This is a genomic window from Pseudomonas neustonica, assembly GCF_003797945.1.
Lineage (GTDB): Bacteria > Pseudomonadota > Gammaproteobacteria > Pseudomonadales > Pseudomonadaceae > Halopseudomonas > Halopseudomonas neustonica.
In genome coordinates this window covers 118,937-138,071 of record NZ_RKKU01000006.1, presented here as the reverse complement: position 1 = coordinate 138,071, position 19,135 = coordinate 118,937, and the positions used below count along the sequence as shown (strand labels likewise).

Below are 19,135 nucleotides of genomic sequence, written 5' to 3'. Positions count from 1 at the left end.
TATGCGGATTTTTAGATGCGCCCGGTTAGCTTGGCAACCATTTGATGCTCTGCTGGTAGCAGCGCCGAGACACTGGACCGTGAGCTCACCCGGCTGAGTAGCGATGACAGGCCAGGCCAGCGGTACTCGTCAATCAGCTCGCCCGCGTGTGCCATGTTAATCAGTTGGGTGCAGACTGCGATATCCGCCAGACTGAACTGCTCGCCCAGAAAATACAGCGAGTTGCCCAGTTCTGTTTCCAGGTAGTTGAGCAGGCGCGGCAGATGGTGTTCAAGTGCCGCCTGAATCATGTCCTGATCGGGCTCCTCACCGTAGTTTGGTGCTACCACTCGCTGAAAGAACAGCGCGAATGTGCTGTGCGGGGCCAGCTCGTAATCGGCGTACTTCTCCAGCCAGCGAACTCTTGCCGCCTGCTCCGCGGTATTGCCATAGAGCGATTGACCACCGCGGCTTTCGTGAAGGTATTGTGCGATTACCGCAGAGTCTGCCAGCTTGACATCGCCATCCTGTATTGCAGGAATACGGCCCAGCGGACTGATGTCAAAATACCAATCAGGTTGGCCGCGCGGTGGGATGGGTTTTAGTTCGTAGGCGATATTTTGCTCGGCGAGCTGAATACGAATCTTGCGAACAAAAGGTGATAGTGGCGCGCCATAGAGAGTCAGGGCCATTGCGTCTTCCGTACAGGGGTGAAGGACGCGGCTGGGCTGCCAGCCGCGAATGAGGAATGAAGATCAGTCGTCGTAGACCGCTTTCTTCTTCCAGATTTCTTCGGCACTTTCCATAACCTCAAGACCAGCATTTAGCTCGCTGGGAGCGCCTGTACTTTGCTGGTTTTCGGCTGCGACGGCGGCGTCGGCTCGCTGCATTAAGGCCTTGTACTGAGCCAGATGCTCACTGAAAGCTGGGTTGTTTAGCTTGGTGAGATACGCTACAGCTCGTTCATATTGTAACTTGGCAACTCGTGGCTTGCCTTGCTGCATGCCTAGCTTGGCGCTGGCATTGAAGGTGTCGAGCGTAGCTGCAACCAGGAATTGACGGATGTGGTCTGACCACTTTTTCAGTGTGGCTTTATCGATGAAACCGTCAGCCTGTGCTTGTTGCAGTTGCTTGTAGAGGTTTTCCAGTTGTATTCGAGCTTCTTTGCCTTTGGCTTCGGTATCCAGTGCTACAGGCTCGTTGCTGGGTGGGTTATTCTGCTGAAGTTGTGCTTTGGATTCTTCCAGGCGTTTCGTGGTTTCCGGCGCGTTATTGTTAATGCTCGCTAACTTTTGCAGAAGTTTGATTTCAATGCTGAGCAACAGGTTGCCCAGCTCAGCGGGGAAAAACTGGCCGGGCAGGTTGGCCATAACGCTGTTACCTATTTTGATACGCGCAGCAATTTCTGCCGATTTTCTGGCGCGCTCCAGACGAGCGCGCTCTAGCCCCTGGCTGATGAGACCAATGCTGACCAAAACGACTAGGCCAGCTGCCAGTAAACCGCCTATAAGGAGTGGGGACACTTAGTTGTCTCTCTTTTGTACTGAATATCCTGAGCTGTGCTGATCAGAGCAGGCTATCTGGTAGCGACTGCGATATCAGCGTTCCCTGACTGATGCGCAGCGCGCATGCGTTAGCAGAGTCCCAGCTCGTTAGCTCTCACTAAAGCATCATGGCCGACACAGCCGGAGGCGACAAGCTTTTTTCTGCCGTTGGTCGACTTGCGCTTGGATGTTATGTTTTTGCGTCTAGCCCTCGCTTTATCGGCCTTTGCCGATGGTAGAGGTGTTACATGGGCAGCGCTGTGCAAAAAAACCTGAAAAAAGATTGGGTTGAGGGGTTGACGATATTCCAGACCATGCATAAAATGCGCGCCACTTGCAGCGAACAATGTTCAGCAAGGAGCCAAGGTTAACAGCCTTAGCGATGTGAAGTCCGGATGTGTCCCCTTCGTCTAGTGGCCTAGGACACCGCCCTTTCACGGCGGTAACAGGGGTTCGAGTCCCCTAGGGGACGCCAATTACGGCGTCAGTTTTGCGGGAATAGCTCAGTTGGTAGAGCACGACCTTGCCAAGGTCGGGGTCGCGAGTTCGAGTCTCGTTTCCCGCTCCAGAAGTAACGAAGAAACCGCTCAAGCAGCGGTTTTTTTGTGTCTGCGATTTGGTGCGAAGGCGCAGGAATAGCTCAGTTGGCAGAGCACGACCTTGCCGAGGTCGGGGGCGGGCGGCGAGCCTCGCGAGTTCGAGTCTCGTTTCCCGCTCCAGAAGTAACAAAGAAACCGCTCAAGCAGCGGTTTTTTTGTGTCTGCGATTTGGTGCGAAGGCGCAGGAATAGCTCAGTTGGTAGAGCACGACCTTGCCGAGGTCGGGGGCGGGCGGCGAGCCTCGCGAGTTCGAGTCTCGTTTCCCGCTCCAGAAGTAACAAAGAAACCGCTCAAGCAGCGGTTTTTTTGTGTCTGCGATTTGGTGCGAAGGCGCAGGAATAGCTCAGTTGGTAGAGCACGACCTTGCCGAGGTCGGGGGCGGGCGGCGAGCCTCGCGAGTTCGGGTCTCGTTTCCCGCTTCAGGAGCAATAAAAAACCGCCTAATGGCGGTTTTTTATTGCGTACGAATGAGTTGCAGCGTTGAACGCATCAGGTAGGGCTTTGCAGTAACTGCCTTGCCTGTTGCCAGTCAAATACCTCACCGCGAGCTTCTACATCGGCCCTGTGCTCGTCGAGTAGCTGATACTGGGCAATTTCGTCGTCGGGCATAAAGTGCAGGCAGTCACCGCCAAAATACCAAAGCAAGTCTCGCGGTATCAGGTGGGCTATCTGCGGGTAACGGCTGATGATCTGGCACAGGATGTCCTGGCCCAGATAAAGGCTGTCGTGATCACCTTTTTCCAGCTCTGCCAGCAGCTCATCGAAGCGCTCCATAAAAAGCTCATTACTTTCTTCGGGTACCTGCTCTAGTAGGGCTGATTGCGCGCGCAGGGTGTCGTAGAGGCTTTGCAGCAGGGCTAGGTGGTAGGCGTGATAGCTAAGAGGTGTATTCATGGCGGACTCCTGTTTCTCTGGCGCGGGAGTCTAACAGAAAGCGTGGCCGGGGGTGTCTGAGCTGCTGACACTCCCGGCCAAAGGCTTACTCCTCGGCTGTTGGCGGAGGGAAGGGCTGATTCTCCAGGACACCTTCTTTTTCAAGTGGGTCCTGTTTGCCCTTGGTTGTGGCGGGTTTCTTTGTTGCTTTGCCCGTTTTGCGCGTTGTTGGGTCCATTTCCTCTTTGGAAAAATCGTCAACATCGATCACCGCGCGTCTGGCGATACGTGCGTCGCGCACCAGCTCGGCCTCTTCGGGACTGATAACACCCGACTCGGCAGCTACAGCCAGCATATCGGCATCGCTGTCGTGTTCGAGTTCACCAGAGCGGATGGCTTTGGCCAGGCGCACTTCAATCGGGTCTGCTTGCAAGACTTTTTCCAGGGTGGTGTTGATTAACCCGGTTACGTCTGCTGGATCCTGGCTCTGATAACAGCCATCGAGTAGCCGGTCTCGTGCGCCGCCGGGTTTCATCAGGCTACGCGCGATCTCGACACCCACGGCGTCTGCCGGTGGCGTGAGGCGACGCCCCAGTGGGAAGACGACGACACGTAGCAGGCAACCAACACGCGAGTCAGGAAAGTTGAGCAAGACTTCGTGAAGGCTCTGCTCGATCTTGAACAGCAGGTCTTCTACGCCCCATTGCACGAAGGGCAGGTCTTCCTCATGGCGACCCTGATCATCAAAGTGTTTGAGCGTCGCGCTGGCCAGGTAAAGATAGCTCAGCACATCGCCCAGACGGGCGGAAATTCGCTCCCTGCGCTTAAGTTCGCCGCCGAGCATCAGCATGGTGCAGTCGGTGACGGTAGCAAAGGCAGCAGCAAGGCGTGAGAGCTGGCGATAATAGGCTTTGGTCGCCGGATAATCCGGGGTGTCGGCCAGGCGACCGCCGGTCAGCCCCAGCAGCAAACTGGCTGAGGCGTTGCTCAGCGAGAAACCGATATGGCGGAACAACAGGTCGTCGAACTCGGTCAGCGCGGCATCCTTGTCTTCATTTTGAGTCGCGAGCATTTCCTTGAGAACAAAGGGATGGCAACGGATGGCGCCCTGACCAAAGATCATCATGCTGCGGGTGAGTATGTTGGCGCCCTCAACCGTTATGGAGATGGGGACCGACTGATAGGCGCGACCAAGGTAGTTGCTTGGCCCCATACAAATGCCCTTGCCACCGTGCACGTCCATGGCGTCGTTGACGGTCTGGCGCATACGTTCGGTGACGTGGTATTTGACCACGGCCGATAGGACCGAGGGTTTTTCGCCCAGATCAACTGCGCCCGCGGTCATGGTGCGAGTGGCGTTCATGACGTAGGTGTTGCCGCCGATGCGGGCAAGTGCTTCCTGAATGCCTTCGAACTCACCAATCGGCAAGTTGAACTGCCGACGAATGCTGGCGTAGGCGCCGGTCGTCATGCTGGCCATTTTCGCCGCGCCGGTGCCACCGGCTGGTAGAGAAATTGAGCGGCCCACTGAGAGGCAGTTCATCAGCATCATCCAGCCTTGGCCGATACGATCCTGGCCGCCGATCAGATAGCTCATGGGGATGAACACGTCCTTGCCAGAATTCGGCCCGTTCATGAACGCGGCATTGAGTGGGAAGTGGCGGCGGCCAATCTCGACGCCCTCGGTGTCGGTCGGGATCAAGGCGAGGGTAATGCCGAGTGATTCCTCGTCACCTAGCAGGTGGTCCGGGTCGTAGGCTTTGAACGCCAGCCCAAGGACGGTAGCAATAGGGCCCAGGGTGATGTAACGCTTTTCCCAGGTCAGGCGCATACCGATGACTTCTTCACCTTCCCACTGGCCTTTGCAGATGATGCCCTGGTCCGTCATGGAGCCCGCGTCTGAGCCAGCCTCCGGTGCGGTAAGGGCGAAGCAGGGTATTTCCTTGCCGTCGGCCAGGCGCGGCAGGTAATGCTGCTTCTGTTCGTTAGTACCATAGTGCATCAAGAGTTCGGCTGGCCCCAAGGAGTTGGGCACCATGACCGTTGAGCCAAGGTCGCCGCTGCGGCTCGCCAGCTTCATGGCGATCTGCGAGTGGGCATACGCTGAAAAGCCTTTGCCGTTGTATTCCTTGGGGATAATCAGGCCAAAGAAGCCGTTGTCCTTGATGAAGCTCCAGACCTTTGGTGGCAGGTCCTGACGCTCGGTGGTGACTTCCCACTCGTTGGTCATGCTGCAGAGCTCTTCCACTGGACCATCGAGAAAGGCCTGTTCTTCCGGGGTTAGGCGCGGAACAGGGAAACCGTGGAGTTTGCTCCAGTCCGGGCGACCGCTGAACAGCTCGCCATCCCACCAGACAGTCCCTGCATCGAGGGCTTCCTGTTCGGTATCGGAAAGGGGTGGCAGGACTTTTTTGAACCAACCGAAGAGCGGCGCGCTTATTTGATTGCGGCGCACATCGGGCAGATTGAGAGGGACGGCCACGCAAAGAAATACGGCCCAAAGCACCAGGTCCAGTACCCAGTGCACTGGCCCCAATAGGGTCATTACCAGTAAGTAGGCCCCTACGCCGAGACAGGCGTTCAGCAGGCTGGTACGGACGTAGGCCACGGCTGCGATACAGAGCAGCAAGCCAAGTAGCCAAAGCAGAGTTAGCATGAAGTCTTCCTTCTTCCAGAGATCCAGTAGTCAGCATAGTCGCTTTGTCGGCGCGATGTTGCAGACAGGCGTTTGCTTATGGACCGGGAAGAAGCCCGGCGGTTCCGACTGGTTGCAGTGGAGCCGCCGGGGATATGGGTGTTGCAGGGCAGTGCTGCATCAGCCGATTACGTTGGCGGTATCTTGTTTCAGGGTTTTACCTGCCAGATAGTAGTGTGCAGAAGCCCATACATTGACGAAGGTGGCTGCCAGCAGCGCATAGCGCAAACTGTCGCTCTCGAACCAGACGCGCATCAGGTCACTGGCGATGCCGATCAGTTGTGGGCCAAAGCCCAGGCCAAACAGATTGAGGATAAACAGCATGATCGCCGATGCCAGGGCGCGGCTGCGCAGCGGCGTCAGGCTTTGAATCATGCCGAAGCTAGGCCCAAGGTAAAAAGCACCCAAAAAAGCGGCGGGCATATAAAAGGCCAGCGCCAGATAGGTGTTGTCGATCAGGTAGAAAGCGCAGATGAATGGAATGGACAGCATTTTGGCGATGCCGACAATCCAGGCATTCCAGCGCGCATCCTTGGTCGCGAGGTGGTCGGCCAGCATGCCGCCGATGTAAGCGCCAAGCCCGCCCACAATACCCAGCGCTGGGCCGAGGAATAGACCAACTTCACTAGGTGTCATGCCGTGGCTGCGAATAAGGAAGGCGGGCGCCCAGACGATAGTGCCGTAGCCTACCAGTGCGGTGAGCGTGACGCCGCAGACAACGTGGCGCGTGGTGCGTACATTCCAAAGTGAGGCGAAACCGGCCCATACATTAACTTTGCCTAGTGGTGGTGGCTTGACGCCGTCAGCAAAGCCGCGCGGCGGCTCTATCATGGTGAAGCGCACCAGCAGGGCGATTAATAGACCCGGGGCACCAACGACCAGGAAAGCCGCACGCCATCCCCACCACTCGGCGACGAAACCACCAATAAGAAAGCCGAGCATGATGCCGAAGTAGACGCCCAAGGCGTAGATCGACATGGCGCTGGAGCGTTTCTCTTTGGGGTACAAATCGGCAATCATCGAATGTGATGAAGGGCCTGAACCGGCCTCGCCAATACCTACGCCAACACGCGCGATCGCGAGCTGCCAGAAGCTTTGTGCAGTCCCGCAGACGGCGGTCATGGCGCTCCAGATGGCAATCGACCAGGCAATAATATTGCGACGATTGGAGCGGTCAGCAAAGACGGCAATAGGAATGCCCAGGGTGGCGTAGAACAGAGCAAATGCTATGCCCGAAAGAAAACCCATTTGGGTGTCGGATAGCATCAGGTCGGCTTTGATAGGTTCTATCAGAATGCCGACGATGTTGCGGTCGATGTGGCTCGAGGTGTACGCAAGTACTAGTAGAATGAGCGCATAACGGCGGTAGGCGGGGGTGATGCGACTGGACATGTCTGTCTCGTCGACCGGGGTATCCGGTGTAGCGGCCATGAAAATCTCCGGGGGTGCTTGTTGTTGTGCCGGCGAGAATACGATGTCTCTTCTTGAGCCACAATCGACCGCCCGGTCACATTTGTAGCAGATTTGTAAGTGTTTCTCCGTGTTACGGAAATTGGTCGGGCCGCTGCTGAGGGGTTGATTATGATCAGTTTGCCCCCATTGTTAGGCATTCACTTCTCTGGCTTATAAGGCATCTGCATGACGGCAGCTATTCGTATCAGCGGGCTGGAAAAAACCTATTCCAACGGTATGCGTGCGCTAAAGGGAATTGACCTGGAGGTGCGCGAAGGCGATTTCTTTGCGCTGCTTGGTCCTAATGGCGCGGGTAAATCAACCACCATCGGCATCCTTTCTTCATTGGTTAACAAGTCGGTCGGTGAGGTCAGTATCTTTGGTCACAGTATTGATTCCGACCTTCTGGCGGCCAAGCGTTGCATCGGTGTCGTGCCGCAGGAGTTCAACTTTAGCCAGTTTGAAAAGACCATGGACATTCTGGTCAACCAGGCAGGTTATTACGGCATTGCGCACAAAGAAGCCAAGGTAAAGGCGGAGCAGTATCTCAAGCGCTTGGGCTTGTGGGAAAAGCGCGATGTGCCCTCGCGCATGCTGTCAGGCGGCATGAAGCGCCGATTGATGATCGCCCGTGCGCTTATTCATGAACCAAAGTTGCTCATTCTTGATGAGCCAACCGCCGGGGTCGATATCGAGATTCGCCGCTCCATGTGGCAGTTTTTGCAAGAGATCAATGAACAAGGCATCACCATCGTGCTGACGACGCACTATCTGGAAGAGGCCGAGCATCTGTGCAAAAACATCGCAATTATTGATCAGGGCGAGATTATCCATAACACCAGCATGCGCAAGCTACTGGGCGGGCTGCACGTCGAAACCTTTTTGCTCGATTGTGCCAACAGCTTTGATCATGCGCCGGAGATTCCCGGTTATCCCTGTCGGTTTGTCGATGACCACACCATTGAGGTGCAGGTCGACAAGGAGCAGGGTATGAACGCACTTTTCACCGAATTGAGCCGGCAGGACATCAGTGTGTTGAGCATGCGTAACAAGAGTAACCGTCTGGAAGAGCTATTCCTCATGCTGGTTGACGAAAATGCTGAAAAAGGGGCCGCTTGAGATGATGCATTGGCGTAGTAGCTGGATTGCCTTCACCACTATTTTATTTAAGGAAATCAAGCGCTTTACCCGGATATGGCCGCAGACGCTGCTGCCGCCGGGGATTGTCATGGCGCTGTATTTTGTGATTTTTGGCAAGATGATCGGCTCGCGTATCGGCGAGATGGATGGGTTTGCTTATATCGATTACATCGTGCCGGGCCTGATCATGATGTCGGTTATCACCAATAGCTATTCGAATGTGGCGTCGAGCTTTTTCAGTACCAAGTTTCAGCGCTCGATTGAAGAGCTGATGGTGGCGCCCGTATCGCCGCACGTCATTCTGCTTGGTTACACCTTTGGTGGTGTGGCGCGGGGTTTGGCAGTGGGCTTGATTGTGACGCTTATGTCGTTGTTCTTTACCCGTTTGCAGGTGCAGCACATCGGCCTGACCATCTGTGTGGTGTTCTTCACCTCATTGGTGTTCTCGCTGGGCGGCTTTATTAACTCGGTATTCGCGCGCACCTTTGATGACATCTCAATTGTGCCGACCTTTGTGCTGACGCCGCTGACGTACCTGGGCGGTGTCTTCTATTCTATTCATCTGTTGTCGCCGTTCTGGCAGGGGTTGTCTATGGTCAACCCGATCCTGCACATGGTGAATGCGTTCCGCTATGGCATTCTTGGTGTCTCGGACATTCCGATAGCAACGGCGCTGATCATTATGGCGGTGTTCACCGTAGCGCTGTACAGTTTGAGTTATTGGCTGCTGGTGCGCGGCACGGGTATGCGGCAGTAGCCAGTCAGCCGCGCGGGCAGCACCGTTCGCGGCACATTTTTGGAGAGATCGAGCATGTTGTCAGAACATCCGGCGGACGCCTCGCCACTAGGCAAATCCAGCGCCTACGTCAGCGTTTATACGCCGTCACTGTTGTTTCCGATACCGCGACTGCCTAAATGGCAGGAGCTGGGGTTGGACGCCGCGGCGTTGCCCTTTCATGGGGTGGATATCTGGAACTGCTATGAGCTCTCTTGGCTGACACCCTCCGGCAAGCCTGAAGTTGCGGCGGCGGAGTTTGTATTTCCGATCAAGGCTGCGCGCATCGTTGAGTCGAAGTCTTTCAAGTTATATCTGAACTCCTTCAATCAAACGGTTTTTCGTGATCGTCAGGAAGTACAGCAAACGCTTGAAGCTGACCTTTCAGTCGCTGCGCAAGGTCCGGTGATGGTGCGTTTGCTAGGTATGCAGCAGTTACACAACGCTGGCATGCTGCCGCTCACAGGTGAGTGCCTGGATACCGAGGACGTCGAGATCAGCCGTTATCATTATGATCCGGCGCTGTTGGCGCTGCGGCTCCCTAGTGTGCAAGTAAGCGAGCAGCTTTATAGTCATCTGTTGAAGTCCAACTGCCCGGTGACCGGGCAGCCTGACTGGGGGAGTTTGCAGATCAGCTATCGTGGGCCGCAATTGGATCGGGCGGCATTGCTGCGCTATCTGGTGTCTTTCCGTCAGCACGCAGATTTTCACGAGCAATGCGTAGAGCGCATTTTTATGGATATAAGCAAGCTTCTGGGAGAGGGTTGTGAGTTGACGGTCTACGCGCGTTATGTGCGTCGTGGCGGCCTCGATATCAACCCCTATCGCTCCACGCAGCCGGGCGTGCCGGAAAACCTGCGTCTAGCCCGGCAATAGTCTGGGCAGGTAAATAGCAGACAGCAAAACGCCGGCGATGCCGGCGTTTTTTATGCTGCGCAAGTGCTGGTCTGGTCTTAGATGCCCATGTCGGACAGTGTTTGCATCACACTACGCAGGGTGCCAGCTAGGGTGGGGTGACGCACGGCAAATTGCTCGGCCATCAGGTTGACCCCGTCGACCAGGGTAGGATCTTCCTCTGCCGGCTCATCACCTTCTTTTACCAGCAGGTGCGCATAGATATTGTTGGCCATGTTCTGCAAGGCTTCGCGCTCTTCCGCAGTCAGCTCTGCGTTGGGATCGTTTAGCGTGTCCTGCAGGGACTCCAGTTGGGCTTTCAGGCGCTGTGTGGGCATGGCTTACTCCAGTAACGGTTTTGCTTACTATAACCTGTGAGCCATGGCTGCGTCCGCCCCGATTTAAGCCCGCTCGCCTTTTTTCAGGCGTTGGTTGATGTCTGTCAGGCAAGGTAGCAGCTCGTCAACGGCGTCTATGACGTAATGTGCGCCGGCGTTGAGTAGCGCCATGGTTGCCTGCATCCGCAGTTGATCCTGCTCAGTGGGCGGTAGCTGTGGCCATTGGGCGAGTACGTTTTTGTTCAGACTGCCGCTCAGGGCTGTACCTACTGTCCACATGCCGGCGCGCAGGCCGGCTTCAATGCCAGCTGAGTTACCACTGATCAGGATGCACTGGTTGAGGCGGTGGCTTTGCATCGCCAGTGCGACCAGGGTTGGCAGGTCTGGGTCGGGCGTCGCACGCTGGGTGTCATTTGCGTGCCGGTACGCATACTCGGTTAGTTCCGAAGGAAGCTTTAAAGGTGTTTGGCTAAATAAACCCACGTCTTGTTGGGCAAGCGTGAGCATCTTTAATACCGGTGCTGCTTGCGCAAGCATCGGTGGTGCAGTCGTTTGCGTATCACAGGGCAGCAGGGTGCCGACTACATCAAAGATGACGGCCTCGATTTGAGTTTGCAGCATGGGCCAGGTCCTTTTGTGGCAACACCTTAAGGTGCAAACAGGCAGCGTTGAACATCACGATGACTGATTGCAGGCTGACCCAGCATATTCTGACAAGTGTGTTACGGCTTAATGACAGTGTGTTCAGGTCTCACCCAAAGGCTCTTTCCCCATCGCGATACGTACGCTGTCGGGAACGGGGATGGGGCGCTGGGTGCTAACGTCGATCCATACCATCTTGACGTCACCCTGACCAACCAGCTCCGGCTGACCTTTGACGAACATGCGGTGATCCAGCGATAAGCTGGTGCGCCCAACATCACCGGCAAACAGCTCGACAATAACGGTATTGGGGTGCACTACGGGTCTCAGGAAGTGATGTGTGCAGGTCAGTAACACCAGCCCTTGGCCAACTTCACGCCGATGCGCTCCCAGGCCATCGAGCCACAGAATGCGGGCTTCTTCCAGGTACTGGTAGTAGCGGGTGTTGTTGACATGCTGGTTGCTGTCCATATCGCCGTAGCGAACGGGCAGTTCGCAGCGGTAGAGCATAGGTTTGTTGCTTTCGGTCATAGTAAAATCGCTGATTTATACGGTTATTTTGCATTACACTTACACGCCCGGCTGGCGGCATCAGGACGCTGCCGGTTATTCAGAGATGAAAACGGAGACGTTGCTGATGAAACTTTTACATTCGGGCACAGGTGCATTGTTACTGTCATTTTCGACACTGGCGTGTATTACACCTGTTTTTGCCGACGATTCCTACGATGAATACGGCTCCGTATATGAGAATCCAGATCCGTGGGAGAAAGTGAATCGGTTTACCTTTAAGTTCAACGACACACTTGATCGTTACACGCTCAAGCCTGCTGCCAAGGCCTATAACTGGGCCACGCCGACGTTCGTGAATGACGGGGTGAGCAATTTCTTCAATAATCTCGGTGAGCCGAAGAACTTTGTTAACAATACCCTACAGGGCAAGTTTCGCGATGCTGGCGTGGACGTTTCGCGGTTCCTGTTCAATAGCGTGTTGGGTGGTCTGGGGATTGTTGATGTAGCGACCCGCATGGGGCTGCAGCGCAATGATGAAGATTTGGGGCAAACGCTGGGGGCCTGGGGCGTCGAGAGTGGGCCCTATTTTGTCATGCCGCTGCTCGGACCAAGCACGCTGCGCGATACGGCTTCAAAGCTGCCGGAAAACTTCTTTAATTACACTTACACCGGTTACATCAGCGACGTGCCAGTGCGTAACTCCTGGTTTGCACTGGACCTGGTTGATACGCGCGCAGGTCTGCTTGAGCGCGAGCGCCTGGTTCGCGGTGATCGCTATACCTTTATCCGCAACGCGTATTTGCAAAACCGCGAATATAAAGTCAAAGATGGCAACGTACCAGACGAGTTCTAAGTCTGGTACGTCTCACCGCTTGGCCGCACCCTCAGTCGAGGGTGTCGAACTGAATGCCAATAGCGTAGCTGCCCCCTTCGGTCGCCGCGCAGCGCACGACCTGCCCTCTGGCCTGCAAGCCTTTCATGCCTGGTGTAGGGGAGGGTATGTTGAGTTCTACTGCCGTGTCTTCGGCAATGCTCTGGGGGCATTGAATCTGCGCACCCTGGTTCGATAGATCATGGCAGTGTACCGAATGGGTCAGGTTCTCGGCGATGACCGTCAGTGTGGCTGTGGTCTCCATTTTCATGCGCATGAAGTCACGTTTTTCGCTGTACTGCTGGTCATGAAATGACATGGTCTACTCCGGCTGAGGCGAAACAGGATATCGATTTTTATTCTTATGTATCCTAGTGCCGACTATGCTCGGAGACAAGCGCCACCGGCTCAGCGGGTAACGGTTGCTTGCTGGTACGGATGGGAGTACTGTTTGGCCCTTGAAAACATCAGGTTTTTACCTGATTTTGGCTCTCCACCCTGTGGTCATGGCTTTAGCCGCGCTCCATGACAATGACGTAGGGACTCTATGCAGCTTCCAGGCACGACACTGCTGGTGATTGACGACGATGATCACGTTCGGCAGCGCATTTCAGCGCATATGGAACGTGGTGGATATGATGTCCTGCAGGCCAGAGATGCCAGCGAGGGGCTTGCGATCTTCAATGCGCAGCGCCCGGGCCTGGTGCTGTGTGATCTTCACCTGGGTGATAATAGTGGTTTTGCCCTGGTTCGCGAGATCACCGAGCGCGATCAGGATATGCCGGTTATTGTCATATCCGCCGACGGCGTCATGGCTGATGTGGTTGAAGCGCTGCGCCTGGGTGCCAGCGATTATCTGATTAAACCCCTTGATGATCTGGTTGTTCTTGAGCACGCCGTGGCCCGCTCGCTTGAGCGCTCTCGCCTGAGTTTGGAAAATCAGCGTATTAGAGAGCGTCTTGAACGTGCTAATCGCGAGCTCGAAAACCATCTCAAGGAATTGCGTGATGACCAGGCTGCCGGCCATCAGGTGCAGCTGAACATGCTCCCGGCATCGCCTTGGGCTAGTGGCGAGTACCGCTTCGAGCACCGTTTGATCCCCTCGCTTTATCTGTCTGGCGACTTTGTTGACTACTTTCGCGTGTCCGACAGTCAGCTGGCCTTTTATCTGGCGGACGTCTCCGGGCACGGATCTTCCTCTGCCTTCGTGACAGTGTTGCTCAAGTTCATGACCACGCGTTTGATGTATGAGCAGCGTAAGGCAGAGAGTTCTGGCCGTATCGAATTCAAGCCTTCCGATGTGCTTAGCCATATCAACCGCAGCCTTATTGCCTGTAATTTGGGCAAGCATGTCACTATGCTGGGCGGTGTGATTGATGAGCAGCAGCAAACCCTGACTTACAGTATTGGTGGGCACTTGCCGTTGCCGGTAATTTTTGCTGATGGCGAGGCGAGTTACCTGCAAGGCAGGGGACGGCCGGTTGGTTTGTTTGAAGACGCCGAGTATCAGGACGAGGTGATTGACTTGCCAGCGCAGTTTAGTCTGGCGCTATGTTCGGATGGCGTGTTGGATTGCCTTGAAGGTACTACGCTGAAAGAGAAGGAGGCGCGGCTACCTCAGTTGTTTGCCGAGTCAGGTGGCGCGTTGCGTGGGTTGATGGCTGGTTTGGGTATCGACCCCAACAAGACCATGCCCGATGATATTTCCGTTTTGGTGTTAGGCAGGAACGCAGAATGATGACTACTGGCAAGATCCAGTTTGCGGAATCGCAGGGCACCTTTGTACTCAAGTTCATTGGTGACGTCAGGCTGACGCTGTGCGCGGCGCTGGATGCCTATATCGAAAAGATTTTCAGTGTCTTGAGCTTTGAGTCGATTGTGATTGATCTGACTGAAACCGAAGGCATAGACAGTACCTCGCTTGGCTTGCTGGCCAAACTGTCGATCCTGTCCAAGCAAAAGGTGGGATTTCTACCGACGCTGGTGTCCAATCACGATGATATGAATCGTCTGCTGCAAAGCATGGGCTTTGATCAGGTATTCAATATCGTGCCGGAAACTACGCCGACCTGCGCCGAATTACAGGATCTGCCTGGGCAGATCCTGTCTGAAGACAAGGTCAAAAAGAAGGTGCTCGAAGCGCATCATATTTTGATGCAGCTTAATGAGAATAACCGCGAAGCCTTCCGTGACCTGGTCAGCGCACTGGAATCAGACGCCTGATTCCAGTCGAGCAATAACCAGTTTTTCCAACTTGACCTGATCGGCAGCAAAGGCGCGTATGCCTTCTGCCAGTTTCTCTGTGGCCATAGCATCTTCATTATGCTGCCAGCGGAAGCGACTTTCATTCAAAATATCGCGTTCATCTACCTGCCCGTTGGTCAGCAGCGAGGAGGGCGTTAATACGCCGTCCTCATCCTTCAGGCTCTGCAATAACGCGGGACTGATGGTGAGTCGGTCACAACCGGTCAACGCCTCTATCTGTCCCATATTGCGGAAGCTGGCGCCCATGACAACGGTGTTATACAGATGCTTCTTGTAGTATCGGTAAATTCGCGCGACGGATTGCACGCCTGGATCATCCAGGCCGCTGAAATCGCGCCCTTCCTGTTTTTTGTACCAATCGTAGATACGACCCACGAAGGGTGAAATCAGAAAAACACCAGCGTCGGCGCAGGCCTTGGCCTGAGCAAAGGAGAAGAGCAGGGTGAGGTTGCACTGAATGCCTTCTCGCTCTAGCTCAGCCGCGGCCTGAATGCCTTCCCACGTGGAGGCGATCTTGATCAGAACGCGGTCGCGAGTGACGCCTGCACGTTCATAGCGCTCGATTAGCTCAATGGCTTTTTTCAGCGTTGCAGGGCGATCAAATGACAGGCGTGCATCTACCTCGGTTGAGATGCGGCCAGGGATCAGCTTGATGATTTCACTACCGACCGCAACGGCAAAGCGATCGCAGGCTTCGGCTACCGGATTGGTAGCGCTCCTGGCGTCAGCTATTACCTGATCAAGCAAAGGGCTGTAGCTTGGCTGCTCTGCCGCCTTCAGCAGCAGGGAGGGGTTGGTAGTCGCGTCTACCGGCTGCAAGGTGCGAATGGCTTCAATGTCGCCAGTGTCGGCGACGATCAGCGTGTGTTGTTTAAGACTTTCCAGTTTTGAGCTCATGGCATTCCGTATGCGTCGACAGATTGCCTTGACCTTACCTCAAGCGGGCTGACGCTCGCAATCGCGTGGCTGCTGGCGCAGTGTCATATCGTCCAGTAACTGATCATAGAGCGCCAGTGGCTGATCGGTCTTATGAATGGCACTGCTTAGCTGGCGCCGGAAATGCCGTGCACCGGGTAAGCCTTGAAATAGTCCAAGAATGTGCCGCGTAACGTGATTCATAACGCCACCCTGCTCGATGTGGCGGGCGATGTAGGGTCGCATCCTGGCCATAATCTCAAGACGGGATAATGGCGGGGTGTCGTCCGCGTAGAAACGATGATCAACCTCAGCCATCATATAGGGGTTGTGGTAAGCCTCACGTCCGACCATGACGCCATCGAGATCTTGTAAATGCTGCTGCATCACCTCTAGGTCGGTCAAACCGCCGTTAAGCAGGATTTCCAGCTGTGGAAAGTCACGCTTCAACTGGTGTACTACGTCGTATTTCAGTGGAGGTACGTCGCGATTCTCTTTAGGTGACAGCCCCTCAAGGATGGCAATTCGCGCATGCACAGCAAAGGTGGTGCAGCCAGCCTCATGTACCTGCCCAACGAAATCACAGAGCTCTGCGTAGCTGTCGCGGCCGTTAATGCCGATGCGGTGTTTAACCGTCACCGGTATTTGGCAAGCGTCGCGCATGGCTTTGACGCCATCGGCAACCAATTGCGGGTGGCCCATCAGACAGGCGCCAATCAAGTTGTTTTGCACCCGGTCGCTAGGACAGCCAACATTCAGATTTACTTCAGCAAAACCTGCCTGCTCGGCTAGCGCCGCGCACTGGCCCAATTCATCGGCATTACTGCCACCGAGCTGCAGCGCAAGCGGATGCTCCTCAGGGTTGAACCCCAGAAAGCGTGAGCGATCGCCATGGATAATGGCGCCGGTGGTCACCATCTCGGTATATAGCAACGCATGGCGCGTGATCAGCCGGGCGAAGTAACGATAATGCCGGTCAGTCCAATCCATCATCGGCGCAACGGAGAAGCGGCGATTGGGCTCGGGGCGCGTGGTTGCTGGGCTGGATGGTTGGTTTGGGTGCATTGCTGGGTGCCTGTTTAGTGCTTGTTTGCTGCCGTTTTCACGTGCTTTTGACAGGCGCCGCGAAATCACTGCGCACAAAAGCGGAAAATCGAGTTACCCAGTGCAACTCCGTAACGGTTGCCGGGGTTTGCTAGTTTATCAGGAAAGCGCGTCTTTTGACTCCAGGCTGGCTGGTTCAACGTATTAGCAGTCCAGTGGGAGCGAGTGGCTTTAGTGTTAGCAGTGGTGCTGTGTTTTGGGCTGCCAGAGCCGGATGGTGCGGCCTGACAGCCCACTAGCCTGTAAACCCGCTAGTAGTGGTTTTATCACTGGTCGAGCTGACGAGGCAAAGACAGCTTATTGGCGCTTGCTATCGATATCGACCAGTGTGCCGTCGACGAAGCGAAGATAGCGATACATGCCGTTATTTGGACCGTAAACCCAGCGCTCTACTGTAGCTCCGCCCTCTAGGAGGTTGCCGTCCGCATCCGTGGCAGGGTTGGTGACTGAGGAGTTCACCGGCTTGCCGCACTTCAGCTCAACTTCCAGTGTGGTATCTCCTTCGGAAACCAGCCCGTTGTCACAGCGCAATCCTGCGCTGGCAGAGAACGAGAACGCGGTCATTGCCAGCGCTATACAGATGTTGGTGGTTTTTCTCATGTGTTTGGACTCTCCCTGTTTTAAATCATTTTTTATCCGTCTTACTTTGCCCACTTTGCCCACTTTGCCTAACTTAGCAACACAATCTGGATATTGCACTTGGCACGTTATTCCCGTTGTAAAAGGATATGAGTTACGTGGGGCTGACGGTGTTACCTATGACCCAGGAATAGCTGAGTTATATCCCGCCGAGCGGAGGTTTTTTTGCGTCCGGCAGGACTGATACGGCAAAAAAGTGGTGCGCGCGCTGTTATTCAAGGCGTTGTAGGGTGCCAGCTGAGGGCTCTTTCGGCACTGTTCTCGGGCGTGACCTTATCTGTTATTCATACTGCTGATGACATGCTGATCATGCGGATGTCTATTGCTTCCGGTGATCAGGCAATTGGGTACAGACTGCGAGTAAGACCTATTAACGTTCGGTTTGTTTCTTTCAGCAAAGATGCGTACCAGAGCGGTTCTGGTCATTAGTCAGCGGCGAGTCTCGGCACAATAACAATAGAAGGTAGCTTCCCATGCAGCAGTCCCAGCAAGCCAGGAACGCCTGGCGGGTCCTCTTCCTGCTTTTCCTGGCCAATATGTTCAATTTCTTCGATCGTACCATCCCGGCCATCATCATCGAGCCGCTGCGCCTGGAATGGGATCTGAGCGACTTTCAGTTGGGGCTTGGCGGTACCGTATTTACCGTGGTGTATGCCCTGGCGGGTATTCAGCTAGGGCGCATGGCCGACGTCGGCTCACGGCGCAAGATCATGGGCTGGGGGCTGGTTGCCTGGAGTGGCTTCACAGCAATGACGGGCGCTGCCTGGAACTTCTGGAGCTTCCTGCTGATTCGTATGGGGGTGGGCATTGGTGAGGCGAGTTACGCGCCGGCGGCCAATTCACTACTGGGGGATCTGTTCCCGGCACACAAGCGCGCCCGCGCCATGGGCATATTCATGCTCGGCTTGCCACTGGGTCTGCTGCTTGCGTTCTTTACCGTAGGGGCGATGGTTGAGGCTTTCGGAAGCTGGCGCGCGCCTTTCTTTATTGCGGCGCTGCCGGGTTTGCTGCTGGCGGTGTTCATCTTCTTTATCAAGGAGCCAGCGCGCGGCGCTGCGGAAACCGTCAGGACTAGCACGGCCCCGGTAGCCAACCCGATCCGCAAGATCTTTGCCGTCCGCACCTTCTGGTGGCTGACCATGGCAGGGTTGGCCTACAACTTTGCTTCCTACGCCTGCAACACCTTCATGGTGCCCATGCTGCAGCGCTACTTCGATATGCCGCTACAGCAGGCCGCGGTCGCAACGGGTGTGATCGTTGGTGTGACCGGCCTGTTTGGCCTGACCCTGGGTGGTTGGGTGGCCGATAAGGTGCATCAGCGCTGGGCCACTGGCCGACTTTGGTTTGGCGCGATCAGTATGCTGATTTCTGCCTTGGCAACCGGTTACGCGTTAATGGCTGGCGAAATAGCGATTGGCGTTTTCGTCGCTGTGTTTGCCTTCGGCTGGCTGTTTTCTTACAACTACTTCACCAGCGTATATACCGCCATTCAGGATGTAATCGAGCCGCGTCTGCGCGCTACCGCAGTGGCGTTGTTCTTCGCCGGCTTGTACCTGTTCGGTGGCGGCATGGGCCCGCTGGTGGTGGGGCTGCTGTCGGACCATTTTGCTGAGGCAGCGCGCGTGGCAGCGGGGGCGGCCGAGATGAATGAGTCCTTCAAGGCGCAAGGGCTGCACGATGCCATGTTGCTGATTCCCGTGGCGCTATTGCTGGCAATGGCGGCGCTGATAGTGGCTTCACGCAGCTTCGTTGTTGACCGGCAGAAGATGGAAGCGACCATGGCGAGTGATGCGCAGCAACTGGATGACGACGATGCCGCAGCGCTCGGCGCAGGCGCATCAGCTTGATAGCACGTCGGCAGCGCAGTGGTGCGCTGCCTGTCCACGGCGCAATGTGA

General features: G+C 55.5%; 19 protein-coding genes and 5 tRNA genes. 12 read left to right on the top strand and 12 right to left on the bottom strand.

Annotated features, from left to right (window positions below; genetic code table 11):
- Window positions 1-11: 11 nt before the first annotated feature.
- The gene (locus EF096_RS07595) at window positions 12-671 is read right to left on the bottom strand and encodes a glutathione S-transferase family protein (protein ID WP_123889016.1); all 660 of its coding nucleotides are present in this window, start codon (window positions 669-671) and stop codon (window positions 12-14) included.
- Between the two features lie 63 nt (window positions 672-734).
- Window positions 735-1,502 (bottom strand): hypothetical protein, encoded by a 768-nt coding sequence (locus tag EF096_RS07590; protein WP_123889015.1) that lies wholly within the window; start codon window positions 1,500-1,502, stop codon window positions 735-737.
- Window positions 1,503-1,922: 420 nt separating this feature from the next.
- Here EF096_RS07590 and EF096_RS07585 point away from each other — a divergent pair.
- The 5 genes from EF096_RS07585 to EF096_RS07565 all read left to right on the top strand — a co-directional run bounded on the left by EF096_RS07585 (window position 1,923) and on the right by EF096_RS07565 (window position 2,541).
- Window positions 1,923-1,998 (top strand) — tRNA-Glu (locus EF096_RS07585).
- 17 nt (window positions 1,999-2,015) lie between these two features.
- Window positions 2,016-2,091: transfer RNA gene (locus EF096_RS07580), tRNA-Gly, on the top strand.
- A 59-nt stretch (window positions 2,092-2,150) separates the two neighbouring features.
- Window positions 2,151-2,242: transfer RNA gene (locus tag EF096_RS07575), tRNA-Gly, on the top strand.
- Window positions 2,243-2,301: 59 nt separating this feature from the next.
- Window positions 2,302-2,393 (top strand) — tRNA-Gly (locus EF096_RS07570).
- A gap of 59 nt (window positions 2,394-2,452) precedes the next feature.
- Window positions 2,453-2,541: transfer RNA gene (locus EF096_RS07565), tRNA-Gly, on the top strand.
- Between the two features lie 70 nt (window positions 2,542-2,611).
- Here EF096_RS07565 and EF096_RS07560 read toward each other — a convergent pair.
- From EF096_RS07560 to EF096_RS07550, 3 genes are all read right to left on the bottom strand, one after another.
- Window positions 2,612-3,016 carry a PA2817 family protein gene (locus EF096_RS07560; protein WP_123889014.1) on the bottom strand — a complete coding sequence of 135 codons (405 nt, stop codon included), beginning with the start codon at window positions 3,014-3,016 and terminating at the stop codon, window positions 2,612-2,614.
- An 85-nt stretch (window positions 3,017-3,101) separates the two neighbouring features.
- Window positions 3,102-5,651, bottom strand: a complete 2,550-nt coding sequence (locus EF096_RS07555; RefSeq protein WP_123889013.1) for an acyl-CoA dehydrogenase — start codon at window positions 5,649-5,651, stop codon at window positions 3,102-3,104.
- 159 nt (window positions 5,652-5,810) lie between these two features.
- Window positions 5,811-7,121, bottom strand: coding sequence for a spinster family MFS transporter (locus tag EF096_RS07550; protein ID WP_218565736.1), 1,311 nt, complete (start codon window positions 7,119-7,121; stop codon window positions 5,811-5,813).
- A gap of 207 nt (window positions 7,122-7,328) precedes the next feature.
- Between EF096_RS07550 and EF096_RS07545 the strand changes: the two genes are divergently transcribed.
- The 3 genes from EF096_RS07545 to queF are packed head-to-tail and all read left to right on the top strand — an operon-like array spanning window position 7,329 to window position 9,933.
- Window positions 7,329-8,261: an ABC transporter ATP-binding protein gene (locus EF096_RS07545; protein ID WP_123889012.1), complete on the top strand. Its 933-nt coding sequence runs from the start codon at window positions 7,329-7,331 to the stop codon at window positions 8,259-8,261.
- A 1-nt stretch (window position 8,262) separates the two neighbouring features.
- Window positions 8,263-9,039, top strand: coding sequence for an ABC transporter permease (locus EF096_RS07540; protein ID WP_123889051.1), 777 nt, complete (start codon window positions 8,263-8,265; stop codon window positions 9,037-9,039).
- Between the two features lie 54 nt (window positions 9,040-9,093).
- The gene (gene queF / locus EF096_RS07535) at window positions 9,094-9,933 is read left to right on the top strand and encodes an NADPH-dependent 7-cyano-7-deazaguanine reductase QueF (RefSeq protein ID WP_123889011.1); all 840 of its coding nucleotides are present in this window, start codon (window positions 9,094-9,096) and stop codon (window positions 9,931-9,933) included.
- A 77-nt stretch (window positions 9,934-10,010) separates the two neighbouring features.
- On the opposite strand, the gene EF096_RS07530 is transcribed toward queF, so the two are convergent.
- From EF096_RS07530 to EF096_RS07520, 3 genes are all read right to left on the bottom strand, one after another.
- Entirely contained in the window at window positions 10,011-10,289 is a 279-nt protein-coding gene (locus EF096_RS07530) for a DUF4404 family protein (protein ID WP_123889010.1), read from the bottom strand.
- Window positions 10,290-10,352: 63 nt separating this feature from the next.
- A complete protein-coding gene (locus EF096_RS07525; protein WP_123889009.1) occupies window positions 10,353-10,910 on the bottom strand; it encodes a hypothetical protein in 558 nt (185 codons plus the stop codon).
- Window positions 10,911-11,033: 123 nt separating this feature from the next.
- On the bottom strand, window positions 11,034-11,462 hold the full coding sequence (locus EF096_RS07520; RefSeq protein ID WP_235869663.1) for an acyl-CoA thioesterase: 429 nt from the start codon (window positions 11,460-11,462) through the stop codon (window positions 11,034-11,036).
- A gap of 106 nt (window positions 11,463-11,568) precedes the next feature.
- Here EF096_RS07520 and EF096_RS07515 point away from each other — a divergent pair, with 106 nt between their 5' ends.
- Window positions 11,569-12,297 carry an MlaA family lipoprotein gene (locus tag EF096_RS07515; protein WP_123889049.1) on the top strand — a complete coding sequence of 243 codons (729 nt, stop codon included), beginning with the start codon at window positions 11,569-11,571 and terminating at the stop codon, window positions 12,295-12,297.
- A 31-nt stretch (window positions 12,298-12,328) separates the two neighbouring features.
- Here the strand turns inward: EF096_RS07515 and EF096_RS07510 are convergent, their stop codons facing one another.
- A complete protein-coding gene (locus tag EF096_RS07510; RefSeq protein ID WP_123889008.1) occupies window positions 12,329-12,634 on the bottom strand; it encodes a PilZ domain-containing protein in 306 nt (101 codons plus the stop codon).
- 228 nt (window positions 12,635-12,862) lie between these two features.
- Between EF096_RS07510 and EF096_RS07505 the strand changes: the two genes are divergently transcribed.
- Both EF096_RS07505 and rssC read left to right on the top strand, forming a co-directional pair.
- Window positions 12,863-14,053, top strand: coding sequence for a PP2C family protein-serine/threonine phosphatase (locus EF096_RS07505; RefSeq protein ID WP_123889007.1), 1,191 nt, complete (start codon window positions 12,863-12,865; stop codon window positions 14,051-14,053).
- Window positions 14,053-14,538 (top strand): anti-sigma factor antagonist RssC, encoded by a 486-nt coding sequence (gene rssC, locus EF096_RS07500; protein WP_123889048.1) that lies wholly within the window; start codon window positions 14,053-14,055, stop codon window positions 14,536-14,538. Before EF096_RS07505 ends, rssC begins: the two co-directional genes overlap by 1 nt.
- Here the strand turns inward: rssC and tal are convergent.
- The 3 genes from tal to EF096_RS07485 form a co-directional block, all read right to left on the bottom strand.
- A complete protein-coding gene (gene tal, locus EF096_RS07495) occupies window positions 14,527-15,477 on the bottom strand; it encodes a transaldolase (protein WP_123889006.1) in 951 nt (316 codons plus the stop codon). The two genes, rssC and tal, sit on opposite strands and share 12 nt — an antisense overlap.
- 39 nt (window positions 15,478-15,516) lie before the next feature.
- Window positions 15,517-16,560: a tRNA dihydrouridine(20/20a) synthase DusA gene (gene dusA / locus EF096_RS07490; protein WP_123889005.1), complete on the bottom strand. Its 1,044-nt coding sequence runs from the start codon at window positions 16,558-16,560 to the stop codon at window positions 15,517-15,519.
- A 336-nt stretch (window positions 16,561-16,896) separates the two neighbouring features.
- Complete coding sequence (locus EF096_RS07485; protein WP_123889004.1) at window positions 16,897-17,199, bottom strand: DUF2845 domain-containing protein; 303 nt, start codon at window positions 17,197-17,199, stop codon at window positions 16,897-16,899.
- 512 nt (window positions 17,200-17,711) lie between these two features.
- Here EF096_RS07485 and EF096_RS07480 point away from each other — a divergent pair.
- Window positions 17,712-19,085, top strand: coding sequence for a spinster family MFS transporter (locus EF096_RS07480; RefSeq protein ID WP_123889003.1), 1,374 nt, complete (start codon window positions 17,712-17,714; stop codon window positions 19,083-19,085).
- Window positions 19,086-19,135: the final 50 nt, after the last annotated feature.

What these genes read in the sequence shown, in the direction of transcription:
- EF096_RS07595 (WP_123889016.1), bottom strand. Translation starts at nt 671, where the DNA reads ATGGCCCTGACTCTCTATGGCGCGCCACTATCACCTTTTGTTCGCAAG.
- EF096_RS07560 (WP_123889014.1), bottom strand. Translation starts at nt 3,016, where the DNA reads ATGAATACACCTCTTAGCTATCACGCCTACCACCTAGCCCTGCTGCAA.
- EF096_RS07555 (WP_123889013.1), bottom strand. Translation starts at nt 5,651, where the DNA reads ATGCTAACTCTGCTTTGGCTACTTGGCTTGCTGCTCTGTATCGCAGCC.
- EF096_RS07550 (WP_218565736.1), bottom strand. Translation starts at nt 7,121, where the DNA reads ATGGCCGCTACACCGGATACCCCGGTCGACGAGACAGACATGTCCAGT.
- EF096_RS07545 (WP_123889012.1), top strand. Translation starts at nt 7,329, where the DNA reads ATGACGGCAGCTATTCGTATCAGCGGGCTGGAAAAAACCTATTCCAAC.
- EF096_RS07540 (WP_123889051.1), top strand. Translation starts at nt 8,263, where the DNA reads ATGATGCATTGGCGTAGTAGCTGGATTGCCTTCACCACTATTTTATTT.
- queF (WP_123889011.1), top strand. Translation starts at nt 9,094, where the DNA reads ATGTTGTCAGAACATCCGGCGGACGCCTCGCCACTAGGCAAATCCAGC.
- EF096_RS07530 (WP_123889010.1), bottom strand. Translation starts at nt 10,289, where the DNA reads ATGCCCACACAGCGCCTGAAAGCCCAACTGGAGTCCCTGCAGGACACG.
- EF096_RS07525 (WP_123889009.1), bottom strand. Translation starts at nt 10,910, where the DNA reads ATGCTGCAAACTCAAATCGAGGCCGTCATCTTTGATGTAGTCGGCACC.
- EF096_RS07520 (WP_235869663.1), bottom strand. Translation starts at nt 11,462, where the DNA reads ATGACCGAAAGCAACAAACCTATGCTCTACCGCTGCGAACTGCCCGTT.
- EF096_RS07515 (WP_123889049.1), top strand. Translation starts at nt 11,569, where the DNA reads ATGAAACTTTTACATTCGGGCACAGGTGCATTGTTACTGTCATTTTCG.
- EF096_RS07510 (WP_123889008.1), bottom strand. Translation starts at nt 12,634, where the DNA reads ATGTCATTTCATGACCAGCAGTACAGCGAAAAACGTGACTTCATGCGC.
- EF096_RS07505 (WP_123889007.1), top strand. Translation starts at nt 12,863, where the DNA reads ATGCAGCTTCCAGGCACGACACTGCTGGTGATTGACGACGATGATCAC.
- rssC (WP_123889048.1), top strand. Translation starts at nt 14,053, where the DNA reads ATGACTACTGGCAAGATCCAGTTTGCGGAATCGCAGGGCACCTTTGTA.
- tal (WP_123889006.1), bottom strand. Translation starts at nt 15,477, where the DNA reads ATGAGCTCAAAACTGGAAAGTCTTAAACAACACACGCTGATCGTCGCC.
- dusA (WP_123889005.1), bottom strand. Translation starts at nt 16,560, where the DNA reads ATGCACCCAAACCAACCATCCAGCCCAGCAACCACGCGCCCCGAGCCC.
- EF096_RS07485 (WP_123889004.1), bottom strand. Translation starts at nt 17,199, where the DNA reads ATGAGAAAAACCACCAACATCTGTATAGCGCTGGCAATGACCGCGTTC.
- EF096_RS07480 (WP_123889003.1), top strand. Translation starts at nt 17,712, where the DNA reads ATGCAGCAGTCCCAGCAAGCCAGGAACGCCTGGCGGGTCCTCTTCCTG.